Source organism: Franzmannia pantelleriensis, assembly GCF_900102875.1.
Lineage (GTDB): Bacteria > Pseudomonadota > Gammaproteobacteria > Pseudomonadales > Halomonadaceae > Franzmannia > Franzmannia pantelleriensis.
The window spans coordinates 282,097-294,600 of record NZ_FNGH01000003.1 but is presented as its reverse complement, the minus strand read 5'-3'; the positions used below and the strand labels follow the sequence as shown (position 1 = coordinate 294,600).

11 protein-coding genes are annotated in these 12,504 nt (G+C 65.4%); 4 read left to right on the top strand and 7 right to left on the bottom strand.

Annotated features, from left to right (window positions below; translation table 11 throughout):
* Window positions 1-7 precede the first annotated feature (7 nt).
* Window positions 8-1,225: an amino acid deaminase gene (locus tag BLT16_RS05620; protein WP_089657543.1), complete on the bottom strand. Its 1,218-nt coding sequence runs from the start codon at window positions 1,223-1,225 to the stop codon at window positions 8-10.
* Window positions 1,226-1,338: 113 nt separating this feature from the next.
* On the opposite strand from BLT16_RS05620, the gene BLT16_RS05615 reads away from it, so the two are divergent.
* From BLT16_RS05615 to BLT16_RS05600, 4 genes are all read left to right on the top strand, one after another.
* Window positions 1,339-2,202: a MurR/RpiR family transcriptional regulator gene (locus tag BLT16_RS05615; RefSeq protein WP_089657542.1), complete on the top strand. Its 864-nt coding sequence runs from the start codon at window positions 1,339-1,341 to the stop codon at window positions 2,200-2,202.
* 1 nt (window position 2,203) lies between these two features.
* On the top strand, window positions 2,204-3,685 hold the full coding sequence (locus BLT16_RS05610) for an N-acyl-D-amino-acid deacylase family protein (protein WP_089657541.1): 1,482 nt from the start codon (window positions 2,204-2,206) through the stop codon (window positions 3,683-3,685).
* Window positions 3,682-4,074 carry a RidA family protein gene (locus tag BLT16_RS05605; protein WP_089657540.1) on the top strand — a complete coding sequence of 131 codons (393 nt, stop codon included), beginning with the start codon at window positions 3,682-3,684 and terminating at the stop codon, window positions 4,072-4,074. Before BLT16_RS05610 ends, BLT16_RS05605 begins: the two co-directional genes overlap by 4 nt.
* A 142-nt stretch (window positions 4,075-4,216) precedes the next feature.
* Window positions 4,217-5,716 (top strand): sodium:solute symporter family protein, encoded by a 1,500-nt coding sequence (locus tag BLT16_RS05600; RefSeq protein WP_089657539.1) that lies wholly within the window; start codon window positions 4,217-4,219, stop codon window positions 5,714-5,716.
* Between the two features lie 109 nt (window positions 5,717-5,825).
* On the opposite strand, the gene uxuA is transcribed toward BLT16_RS05600, so the two are convergent.
* From uxuA to BLT16_RS05570, 6 genes are all read right to left on the bottom strand, one after another.
* A complete protein-coding gene (gene uxuA / locus BLT16_RS05595) occupies window positions 5,826-7,004 on the bottom strand; it encodes a mannonate dehydratase (RefSeq protein WP_089657538.1) in 1,179 nt (392 codons plus the stop codon).
* A 16-nt stretch (window positions 7,005-7,020) separates the two neighbouring features.
* The gene (locus BLT16_RS05590; protein WP_089657537.1) at window positions 7,021-8,490 is read right to left on the bottom strand and encodes a mannitol dehydrogenase family protein; all 1,470 of its coding nucleotides are present in this window, start codon (window positions 8,488-8,490) and stop codon (window positions 7,021-7,023) included.
* Window positions 8,491-8,511: 21 nt separating this feature from the next.
* Window positions 8,512-9,792, bottom strand: a complete 1,281-nt coding sequence (locus tag BLT16_RS05585) for a TRAP transporter large permease (protein ID WP_089657536.1) — start codon at window positions 9,790-9,792, stop codon at window positions 8,512-8,514.
* Complete coding sequence (locus BLT16_RS05580; RefSeq protein ID WP_089657535.1) at window positions 9,792-10,364, bottom strand: TRAP transporter small permease; 573 nt, start codon at window positions 10,362-10,364, stop codon at window positions 9,792-9,794. Before BLT16_RS05580 ends, BLT16_RS05585 begins: the two co-directional genes overlap by 1 nt.
* Before the next feature lie 54 nt (window positions 10,365-10,418).
* Window positions 10,419-11,387: a TRAP transporter substrate-binding protein gene (locus BLT16_RS05575; RefSeq protein ID WP_089657534.1), complete on the bottom strand. Its 969-nt coding sequence runs from the start codon at window positions 11,385-11,387 to the stop codon at window positions 10,419-10,421.
* Between the two features lie 86 nt (window positions 11,388-11,473).
* Window positions 11,474-12,496, bottom strand: coding sequence for a Zn-dependent oxidoreductase (locus BLT16_RS05570; protein ID WP_089657533.1), 1,023 nt, complete (start codon window positions 12,494-12,496; stop codon window positions 11,474-11,476).
* Window positions 12,497-12,504: the final 8 nt, after the last annotated feature.

Sequence of the window (12,504 nt, the reverse complement as noted above, 5' to 3'; positions counted from 1 at the left end):
CTGCCGCTTAGAAACAGGTCTCCAGGCTCTCTTTGGCCTTCAGCGCCTCATCCACCAGCAGCAATTGGCGCCACTTGTCGAAGGTCAGGCAGGGGTGGGAGGTGCCGAAGGCGATCACGTCGCCGACGGCGATCCTGGCATCGCCGGGAATCGCCAGGAAGACGTGCTGATCCATGATATGGGTGGCATGCCAGCCGGCGATATCGAGCGGCGTAGTGGCCGCCGAGGGGTGGGAGCATAGCGGATAGAGCCGCAGTGGCATTGGCAGGTCCGGTTCATGGCCGATATCGCGCTTGCCCAGGGCGATGATGGCCAGCCCCGGCTCAGGCAGCGACTGCACATGGGCGAAGACCTCCAGCGCCGGCTGCAATTCGCCCTCGAGGTGCGGATGGCGCGCCTTCACGTCGGTCATGGCGCTAGCATAGAGCCGGTGATCGTGCACCACATAGCAGCCCGGCCGCAGCACCGGCGTGTAGTGCTCTCGCAACTCCGCTCTATCGAAGGCCTCGGCGATCAGGTCGAACCACTTGGAGCCGGACGCGGTCACGATCGGCGCCTCGCTCTCGAGCACACCGCTGGCGTGCAGCAAGCGAACGGTATCCACCAGGCGTGCGCCGTAGGCACGTACCGCGGCAACCTCGTCGCCTCCGGCGATCATCCCCTCGTAACCTTCGATGCCCGCCAACCTCAAGGAAGGCTGCTCGGCGATCGCCGCCACCAGGGCCTCGACCTGGCTGGCGTCGCGGCAGCCGCAGCGCCCACCTGACACACCCAGCTCGATCAGCACCTGCAACTCGAGCCCTCTGGCGGCGAAGAAACGCCCCAACTGGCGTACGTTCTCGGCACTGTCCACGACGCAGTAGTAATCGGCGCCGCCCTCGATCAGCTCGGCGACGATACCCATGTTGGCCTCGCCCACCAGTTGATTGGCCATCAGCAGTCGACGCACCCCATGGACGAAGGCAGCGCGGCACTGGGGCGCCGTAGCCAGGGTGATGCCCCAGGCGCCCGCCTCGAGCTGGCGCCGGAACAGCGCCGGCGCCATGGTGGTCTTGCCGTGGGGCGCCAGCCGTGCGCCATGAGCCTCGGCGAAGCGCTGCATCCAGGCCAGGTTATGTGCCAGCGGTGCCTCATGGATCACTGCTGCCGGCAGGCTGATCCCGGTCAAAAGCCCTGGGCCGGTCTCGACGCCCCCTTTATCGCAAGCCATTGCGGCTTCGCTCATGATCGCTCTCCTCTGGCCAGAGATGACACACTGATAGTTAATATCACACGCACTTGACTACATGTTAGAAACTAACATACCTTTTGCGAAAGGCAAGACACAGGAGCCCTCCGGTGAGCCAAGAGATCGACATCCTTTCACGCATCACAGCCAATTTCTCTCTGCTACGAGATGCCGAGAAGAAAGTTGGCGAACTCATCTACGCCGACATCGATTTCGTCACCGAGGCCAGCATCAGCGAAATCGCCGCCCGGGCCGGGGTCAGCGACGCCAGCGTGACCCGTTTCGCCCGCGCCGTGGGCTGCGCTAACGTCCGCGACCTCAAGACTCGCCTGACCCGCGCCCTGGCCGTGGGCCGGCGCTTCATCCAGGAAGCCGCCGCCGAGGACGGTTCGGCCGCGGTCTACGACATTGCCACCCAGACCCTGGCGCTGAACCGTGAACTTATCGCCCAAGCCGACGTGTCGGGCGCCGTGGAGCGCTTGGACAGCGCCCGCCAGATTCTGGTGTTCGGTGCCGGCGGCGGCTCGAGCATGCTCTCCCAGGAACTGCAGTTCCGCCTGGTACGACTCGGCTACGCGGTAAGCGCTTACCCCCAGACGCTGCTGCCACGCATGGTGGCATCGACCCTCGAACCCGAGGACGTGGTCGTGGTGCTCTCCGTGACTGGCCATACGCCGGAGATGGTGGAGTCGGCGCGCATCGCCCACCAGTACGGTGCCCAGGTGGTGGCGATCACCGCCCAAGGCTCTCCCCTGGCGGAAAATGCCGATGTGGTGTTGCCGGTAGCCGCTCGGGAAACCGACTTCATCTACCACCCCTCTGCGTCCCGCTACGCCATGCTCGCCGCCATCGATGTCCTGGCCCTAGAACTGGCCCTGCGCCACCGCGAGCGCTCGCGCGACAAGCTGCGCCGCCTGAAACTCACCCTCGATGCCCATCGCGGCGGCGACAACCGCCAGCCACTGGGAGACTGAGATGACCTACGATCTGCTGATCCTGGACGTCCGGGTGCTGGACGGCACCGGCGCCCCCCCCTTCAAGAGCGACGTCGCGATACATGGCGACCGTATCGCGGCCATCGGCACGCTGGACGGTGCCACGGCCGAGACCGTAATCGACGGCCAGGGCCGCTACCTGGCTCCGGGTTTTATCGATGTGCACACCCACGACGACACCAACGTGATCCGCACCCCGGCGATGCTGCCCAAGCTCTCCCAGGGGGTGACTACGGTGGTGGTGGGCAACTGCGGCATCAGCGCCAGCCCCGTGACCCTCGCAGGCGAGGTCCCCGATCCCATGAACCTGCTGGGACGGGTCGAGGACTTCCGCTACCCCAGCTTCGCCGCCTACGCCGATGCCGTGGACGCGGCGGCGCCCAGCGTCAACGTCGCCGCCCTGGTGGGGCACACCAGTCTGCGCAGCCAGGTAATGGATGACTTCGCCCGCCCGGCCAGCCAGGCCGAGATCGCCACCATGGAATCCCTGCTGCGCCAGGCCCTGGCCGAGGGCGCCTTGGGGCTCAGCTCGGGGCTCGCCTACCGCAACGCCTTCCAGGCCCCCACCGCGGAGATGGAGCCGCTGGTGGCCGCCGTGGGCGAGGCCGGCGGCGTCTACACCACCCACCTACGCGACGAGTTCGCCGGCCTGCTCGGCGCCATGGACGAGGCCTTCGCTACCGCCCATCACGGCCAGGTGCCGCTGGTGATCTCGCACCTCAAGTGCGCCGGCGCCGGCAACTGGGGCGGCGCCCCCCGCGCCCTGGAGAAGCTCGAAGCAGCGGCCCGCCACCAGTGCGCCCACTGCGACTGCTACCCCTATACCGCCGGCTCCTCGACCCTCGACCTGAGCCAGGTCACCGACGAGATCGAGATCAGCATCACCTGGTCCGAGCCACACCCCGAGCAGGCACGCCGCCCGCTCACGGCGATCGCCGCCGACTGGGGGATATCGCTGCGGGAGGCCGCCGAACGCCTGCAGCCGGCAGGGGCCGTCTACCACAACATGAGCGAGGACGACATGCGCCGTGTGCTGGCTCACCCGCTGTCGATGGTCGGCTCCGACGGGCTGCCCAACGATCCCCATCCGCACCCGCGGCTGTGGGGCGCCTTTCCCCGGGTACTGGCCCACTACAGCCGCGACCTGGCGCTGATGCCGCTGGCCGAGGCGGTGCGCAAGATGACCAGTCTCTCGGCAGCCAACTTCGGGCTCGTCGACCGCGGCGTGATCCGCGAAGAGGCCTTCGCCGACCTGACGCTCTTCGATCTCGACACCCTGGAGGACACTGCCGACTACGCCACCCCCATCGCCCCGGCCCGAGGCATCGAACTGGTGGTGGTCAACGGCGTGATCGCCTACCGCCGGGGCGAAGCGACCGGCGCACACGCCGGTCGCATGCTGCGCCGCACCCGGCGCATCCCCAATACCCTCACCCAGAACTGCATGGAGGAATCCCCATGACTCTCACCCGTTACGGCGTCGAAGGCGGCGTCGGTACCGGCGGCCAGAAACTGCCCTTCGCCCGAGCCGTGGAAGCCGGCGGCTGGCTCTATGTCTCAGGCCAAACGCCGATGACCGACGGCGAAGTCGTCGAGGGCAGCATCATCGAACAGACCCGGCTGGCCTTCGACAACTGCCTGGCGATCATGAAGGAGGCCGACTACGGCGTTGAGGACGTGGTGCACGTCACCGCGGTGCTTACCGATGCCCGCTATTTCCCGTCCTTCAACAAGGTGTTCCGCGAGATCTTCGGCGACCACCCGCCGGCGCGTATCTGCAGTGTCCAGGACCTGGTGGTGGACTGCAAGGTGGAGGTGGACGTGAAGTGCTTCCGGGCAGACAGGGCGTAACAGGAGTGGGCCGTGCTCCCGGCAAGGAGCACGGCACCGGATCAGCGCTGGGTACATCCTGACTACGACGCCCAGCGATGATCGAGGCATTGCTTACCCTCGGCCGCGGCAACGGCCGGGCAAACAACGATAAGAGGCTACCATGAACAGTCAGATATTCCTCGCCACTTTCGTGGCTTACATCGTCGCCATGATCGGTTTCGGCTGGTGGATCTCCCGCCACAAGCGCGGTACCGGCGACGACTTCCTCCTCGGCGGGCGCAGCGTGCCTATCTTTCTCACCATCGGTACCACCGTGGCCACCATGGTCGGCACCGGCTCGAGCATGGGCGCGGTGGGCTTTGGCTATGCCAACGGCTGGGCCGGTGCACTATACGGCATCGGTGGCGCAGTCGGCGTGCTGCTACTGGCATTGCTCTTCGCCCCAGTGCGTAAGTTGCGCTTCATGACCATGAGCGAGGAGCTTTCCTATTACGTGGGAGCCAACCGCTTGGTGCGTTATCTCGTGGCCGCCCTCATCTACATCGCCTGCATCGGTTGGCTAGGCGCGCATATCCTTGGCGGTGGCCTCTATCTGTCATGGATGGCAGACATCGACCTGACCACCGCACGGATCCTGGTGGCACTGGGCTTCGGCATCTACTGCGTGATCGGTGGCTATTTCGCCGTGGTGTGGACCGATACCATTCAGGCAGTGATACTTTTCGCCGGTTTCCTGCTGATGGCAGTACTGGCGCTGGTGGAAGTGGGTGGATTCAGCGGGCTCACGGCGAGCATGGACGCTGGCGCGGCGAGCTTCCTCGGGATCGGCGCCATAGGCGGCCTGCCAGCGCTATCGCTGGCCGCGGTGATCGCCGTGGGCGTACTGGCAACGCCCTCCTTCCGTCAGCGCATCTACTCTGGCGAATCGGTCTCTTCGGTGCGCCGCTCCTTCGTGATTACCGGGGTACTCTATCTTGGCTTCTCGATCATCCCGGCGATCATCGGTATGGCCACTCACGCCCTTAATCCAAGCCTGGAGAACAGCAACTTCGCCTTTCCGTTCCTGGCCACCGAGATCCTGCCGCTGGGCCTCGGCCTGCTGCTGCTGGTGGCAGGGCTGTCAGCGACCATGTCCAGCGCCAGCTCGGACGCTATCGCTGGGGTTTCGACGCTAATGCGCGATCTCTACGTGCTGGCCACCGGTCATGCGCCTTCGGCCCGCAACGTGGTGCGCTTCTCCCGCATTGCCCTGGTAGCCACCATTGGCCTGGCGCTGCTCTTCGCGCTGACCTCGGACAATGTGATCGATTATATCACCCGCATGATCTCCACCATCATGGCCGGTCTGCTGGCCTGCGCCCTGCTGGGGCGTTTCTGGCCGCGCTATAACTGGCAGGGCGCCGTGGCCACCCTGGTCAGCGCGTCGGCCACCTCACTCTCGATCATTGCCAACGCCGACTGGAACGCCTACTGGGGCAACCCCAGCATTCCCGCGGTGCTGACGGCCCTTGCGGTCGGCGTAGTGGTCAGCCTGCTGACCCCGGCGCCACGCACTACTCCAGAGCAGGCCCTGGCCATTCTCGATGAGGAGCGGCGGCGCATGGAGCAGGTTCCCGATGCAGCCCTGAGCGAGTCCCAGATCACCACCGCTGGCCACTAAGAAAATACGGGGCATTGCTGTACCCGATATTTCTTCACTCTCGAACCAGTAACGCAACGGGCCCCGTCGATCTCACTCGGCGGGGCCCGTTGCGTTATGAGGTAGAGACTCAGGCCGTAAGCCGACGTACCGCCAACTCCACCCCGCGCAGCTCGGCCAGGCCGCGCAGTCGGCCGTAGAGTGGGTAGCCGGGGGCCGTGGCGCGTTGCTGGTCGTCGAGGATATGGTGGCCGTGGTCCGGGCGCATGGGGAGGCGCGCCCCGCCTTCCCGTTCGCGACGGCGCTCCTCTGCCACCAGGGCCTGGATTACCGCGACCATATCCACGTCGCCGTCGAGGTGCGGCGCTTCGTGGAAGGAGCGCGGATCCGGCGCCTCCCGCCGCGTCGAACGGAGATGGACGAAATGGATCTGCGGCCCGAAGCGCCGCGCCATCTCGGCCAGATCGTTATCGTCGCGCACCCCATAGGAGCCAGTACATAGCGTCAGCCCATTGGCCGGGCTGGGGACGGCATCAAGCACCCACTGGGCATCGGCGGCAGTCGACACCACCCGCGGTAACCCCAGCATGGGGCGCGGCGGATCGTCGGGATGGATCGCCAAGCGAATGCCGACCTCCTCGGCTACCGGTACCACCGCGTCCAAGAAGACCTTCAGATTCTCACGCAGCCGCTCGGCGTCGACATCGGCATAGGCCGTCAGCACCTCGCGGAACTGGGCCAGGGTATAGCCCTCCTCGGCGCCGGGCAGGCCGGCGATCAACGTATCGACCAGGCTGTCGCGTCCGGCCTGATCGAGGCCGTCGAGATAGTCACGCGCCTGGCGTTTCTCGGCATCGCTGTAGTCTGCCTCGGCCCCGGGACGCTCGAGCAGATAGAGGTCGAAGGCGGCAAACGCAACCTGATCGAAGCGCAGCGCCCGGGCGCCGTCTGCCAGGCGATAGGTGAGATCGGTGCGCGTCCAGTCCAGCACCGGCATGAAGTTATAGCAGACGGTATCGATACCGCAGGCGGCCAGGTGGCGCAGTGTCTCCTGGTATGCCGCAATATATCGTTCACGCTCGGGTAAGCCCTGCTTGATTGCCTCGTGCACCGGCACGCTCTCGACCACCGACCAGGAGAGGCCGGCAGCCTCGATCAGCGCCTTGCGCGCCTCGATCGAGGCCAGGGGCCAGACCTCGCCGTTGGGTATCTGGTGCAACGCGGTGACGATACCGGTGGCCCCGGTCTGGCGAATCTCGTCGAGGCGAATCGGGTCCTGGGGGCCAAACCAGCGCCAGGTATGCTGCATGGGAGTCTCCTTGCTGTCAGTCGTGTATCACGCCGGCCAGGGCTGCGGCGAGGCCCTCGTCGTTCAGGCGGCGATAGGCGCTGAGCACGGCGGCAGAGAAGTCAGCGTCGGCGGCCAGGGCCGGTGGCACCACATCGTCCATGGCCAGGAAGGCGTCAACCAGCGCTGCGGGATCATCGCCATGGCGGGCATGGCAGTCTGCGCAACGCGCAGCCAGCGGGTCGTTAACCTCGACGCGATTACCATACAGGTCGTGGCCGGCGACATAGCGAATCCAGGCCGCCAGCCCCAGCGCCGTCGCCGGCAGCGCCGCCCCCGCCTGGCGTCGTAGCACGGCGCCTTGCAGCCAGCGCTGGGGCAACTTCTGACTGCCGTCCATGGCGATCTGCTGCAGTCGATGCTGCAGACTGTCGTTGTCAAAACGGGCCAGCAGCGATGCGGCGTAGCCGCTCAGGTCGGTGCCCGCCGGCAGGCTCAGGGTCGGCGCTGCCTCGCGGTGCATATAGTGGTTCAGCAGCGCGCGCAGGTCATCGCAGGCCACCGCCTCGCTGACCGTGGCGATGCCATCCAGCGCTCCCAGGTAGGCGAGCAACGAGTGGCTGCCGTTGAGCAGACGCAGCTTCATGGTCTCGAAGGGTGCGACGTCGTCGACCATCTCCACCCCGTCGGCCTCCCAGTCGGGGCGTCCTTGAGGAAAATGCTCCTCGATCACCCATTGACTGAACGCCTCGCAGGCCACCGCCTGCGCATCGGCTAGCCCAAGCTCGGCCAGCCGGGCAACGTCGTGCTCGGTCATTGCCGGCACGATACGATCGACCATGCTGCAGGGGAACGCCACCTGGGCCTCGACCCACGCCGCCAGCTCGGCGTCACGTCGCGCGGCAAGCTGAACCACGGCGTTACGTGTGCGCTTGCCGTTGTCCGGCATGTTGTCGCAGCACAGCACCGTAAAGGGTTCGCTGCCCTGGGCCCGGCGCCGGGCCAGTGCCTCCACTAATAGTCCTGGCGCAGTACGCGGCGTCGTTGGCGAGGCAATGTCGGCGGCGATCATCGGGTCGTCGATGAGCAGCTCGCCGCTGGCCGGATTGAGGAAATAGCCCTTCTCGGTAACGGTGAGTGTGACGATACGCGTCTCGGTCGATGCCATGCGTTCCAGTAGTGCCGCCAGATCACGCCCCCACTGCCCGTCGGCGTCTCTACCGGTGAACAGGGTCTCCTCGATAGTACCGATCTCGCGCAGGGCGACGTTCTCGCTGTCGGTGTACTCGGCAACATGGTAGCGATGCCCGGCCGCGGCCAGGCCATCCACCAGGCCTACATTGCCGCGCAGGTTAGCGCTGCAGATCCCCCAGGCATCATCGCCGCTGCGCTGACGGTAGCGCTCCAGATAGACCGCCTGGTGGGCGCGGTGGAAGGCCCCCAGGCCGAGATGGACGATGCTGACGGCACCATGCCGCGGTGCCGCCGGGTAGCGGGTAATAGACATCTTTGCTCCTCGCGTCATGCGCTACTCGCCCATGATCAGGGTCGGCAGCCACAGCGATACCGCTGGCACAAAGGAGACCAGCAGCAGCACGCCGATATTGCAGATAAGAAACGGGACGATGGCCCGCGCCACCTTGAGCATTGGCAGCTTGCCGATGCCCGCGACCACGAACAGACAGACACCCACCGGCGGTGTGGTCAGGCCGATCATCAGGTTGAGCACCGCGATGACCGCGAAATGCACCGGGTCGACGCCGACCCCGGTGGCCACACCAAGCAGCGCCGGGAATAGAATGATCAACGCGGCGATGGTCTCCATGAAGGCGCCGACGAACAGCAGGATCAGGTTGAGAATCAGGATCACGATGATCGGGTTCTCGCTAATCGACAGGATCAGGGCGGCGATCATCTGCGGCACCTGCTCGCTGGTCAGGATCCAGCCGAATAGATTGGCCACCCCCACCAGCAGCAGCAGCGCCGAGGAGGTCAGTACGGTATCGCTGAGGATGCCCGGCAGCTTGCGCCAGGAGAGTCCCTTGTAGACGAACATCCCCACCACCAGCGCATACAGGCTGGCGACGATGGACGCCTCGGTGGGCGTGAAGAAGCCGCCGATGATGCCGTAGAGGATGATCACCGTCATCAGCAGCGCCCAGAAGGCGGTCCGCCCCTCACGCAGCAGCTCCAGCAGAGTGGCCCGCTCGCCCTTGGGATAGCCGCGCCGTACCGCCAGCACATAGACCGTGATCATCATCGCCAGCCCCAGCAGTAACCCGGGGATAGCGCCGGCCAGGAACATCCGCCCCACCGACACTCCTGAGAGCGACCCAGCGATGATCATCGGCACGCTGGGGGGGATGATCGGCCCCACCGTGGAGGAGGCGGCGGTCACCGCCGCGGCAAAAGGCTTGTCGTAACCGGAGCGTGCCATGCCGGGGATCATCACCGAGCCGATGCTAGCCGAATCGGCCACAGCGGTCCCCGAGATACCGCCGAAGATCATCGAGCCACCGACGTTGGCAAGCCCCAGTCCGCCGCGGATGTGCCCCAGCAGGGCATTGGCGAAGCGCACGATATGCTCGGTGATGTTGCCGACATTCATCAGATTGCCGGCCAGCACGAAGCCGGGAATACACAGCAGCACGAAGGTATCGATGCCGGCGTACATGCGCTGCGGCACGATGGTCAGCGAGATGCCCTCGAGCAGCAGATAGGTCAACGAGGCAAGTCCCAGGGAGAAGGCGATCGGCAGGCCGATCACCAACAGCAGCAGGAAAACCCCAAACAGAACCAGCACTTCCATTAGCGGCGCTCCCTGGAACGTAGCATGGCGATGAGCCCCTCAATAAAACCGAGTGCGCTATAGCCCAACAGCAGGGCGAACATCACCACGGTGGAGAAGAAGATGTAGAGCATGGGGACCCGAAGGGTCGGCGAGGTCTGCCAGGCGCCGTTCTGGGCGTACTGCCAGGCATAGGGCAACACGATCCAGGCGAAGCCGCCGATCAGCAGACACACCAGCGCCTGGTAGCCTGCCCGCGCGCGCGGCCCCAGGTGCTGATGATAGAGTTCGACGCTGACGTTGCGGTTGCGGCGCAGCACCACCCCCGCCGAAAGCGCCACCATGTAAATGAACAGGTAGCGCGATAGCTCCTCGGTCCAGGCCAGCGAAAATGGCAGGAACAGCCGACCGGAAATCTGCAGCAGTACGGTTCCGGCGATGGCCACCAGCGCCGCCACCGCCAGGCTCAGAAACAGCGTGTCTATCCAGCCGATCACGCGCCCTAGTGGCCCCTGTAATGAGGGCACCGAGGAGAGCGTATCGAGGCTCTCGAGTGCTTCCTTCTCAAGCGACCTAGGTTCCGGTGTCGTCATGTGTGCGTCTCCCGCAGGATAAGGCGGACACCCGGTGCCCGCCCACCTGCTGAGTTACAGGTTCTGGATCGCCTCGAACAGCGCGCGCTGCTCGTCGTCGAGGGCCTCTTCGACCGCTGGACGGGCGCGCTCGGCGAAGGCCTCGATATCGACCTCGACGAACTCCATGCCGCGCTCGCGCAGGGCCTCCTCGAGTCGCTCCTGATCCTCGACGAACAGCTCCGCCTGGTAGTCCTGCATGCTGGCGGCAGCGTCCCGCACCACCTGCTGGAGATCATCGGGCATCTGGTTCAGGGCATCCTGACCGATCACCACATAGATCCAGCTGCGCACATGGCCGGTCAGGTTCACGTAGTCCTGCACCTCATAGAAGCTGGCGCTCTCGATCAGGCTAAGCGGATTCTCCTGGGCCTGGATGGTGTTCTGCTGCAAGGCGGTGAATACCTCGCTGAACGCCATTGGCGTGGGCCGTGCCCCGAGCGCCTCCCAGGTATCGACGAACAACGGCACGTTGGGCACCCGCAGGCGCATGCCATCCAGGTCGTCAGGGTGTTCAACGCGGCGGTTGGCGGTCAGCTCGCGGGGGCCACGTTCGAACCACGCCAGCGGTACCAGATTGGCCTGCTCGGTGATCTGCGCCTCGATCTCCTCACCGATCTCACCGCTCACCGCGGCGTGCAGATGCTCCGAGTCGCGGAAGGCGTAGGGTACCGCCATCATGGCCGCCTTGGGCGCCCAGTTCTGCAGACTCTCACCGGTAATGGTCATCTCGGCGGTACCCAGCTGGATGCTGTTGATCACATCCATCTCACTGCCGAGCTGCTCATTGGGGTATAGGCGCACTTCGATGCGGCCGTCGGAGTTGGCCTCGACCTCCTCCTTGAACTTCTCGGCGGCCTGGTGCCAGATATTCTGCTCATTGGCCAGATGGCCGAAGCGCAGCGTGAAGTCGGCGGCCAGGGTTGCCTGGCTAGCGATCAGGGCGGCGCCTAGCATGGCACCGGTAACGACTTGCTTGATCATGGCGTTGACTCCTGCACGAACGGATTGTGAATTGTGATTGCTGTGCATCAGGGTGTGGATACGGCATGCCTCATGCCGACCGGCCGTCAGGCACCGATCTCGATCAGCACCTTACGGGCTCTTTCAGGATGGTGGTCGAGCATCTCGATGGCTGATGGCATCTCGTCGAACGGCAGTCGGTGGCTGACCAACGCCGCCCCGTCGAGTGCACCGGATGCCAGTAGCTCGAGCACCTCCGGAAACTTGCGATTGTTAAGTCGTGAGCCGACCAGGGTCAGCTCCTTCTTGATCACCTCCAGCTGTACCAGGTCGCTGGGGGTAGGGTTGAAACCCAGCAGCCCGATACGCCCTGCCGCCGAGGCCAGGCGCAGCATCTGCGGCAACAGCGCAGGCACGCAGGCGGCATCGGCGATCAGCGGCACGCCCTCACCCTCGGTGAGGCGCATGATCTCGGCCTCGACGTCGTCACGGCTGCCATGCAGGGTATGCGACGCGCCGAGTTCGCGGGCCGTGGCCAGGCGTTCATCGATGACGTCGCTGACGATCACCTCTTCGATGCCCCGCGCACGTGCCATCTGCAGCACGGTCAGGCCGATCACTCCAGCGCCATAGACCAGCAGCCGGTCGCCCGGCTCGGGCTGCATGCGGTCGAGGACATTGGCAGCGATACTGTAGGGCTCGACCAGTGCCGCGATATCCAGGGATAGATGCGCCGGCAGGCGATGCAGGTTGGCCGCCGGTACGCTGACGTGCTCTTCGAAGCCACCGTCGCGATGCACACCGATCACCTGCATGGCGGTGCACACATTCGGCCGGCCGATACGGCACGGATAGCAGCGCCCACAGCTAACCACCGGATCGACGCAGACCCGCTCGCCGATGTCGACGTTCTCGACACCCTCGCCCACTGCTTCGACCACCCCGGCGAACTCGTGCCCGGTAATGCGCGGGAAGCGCACGAAGGCGTTGTCGCCATGGATGATATGCATGTCCGACCCGCAGATACCGGCGAACGCCACCTTTACCAGCACCTCGCCCGGCGCCGCCTGGGGTGCCTCAACGTCGGCGATCCGGTAGTCCAACGGCGCCTTGACCTGAAATGCTTTCATGCTCGTCT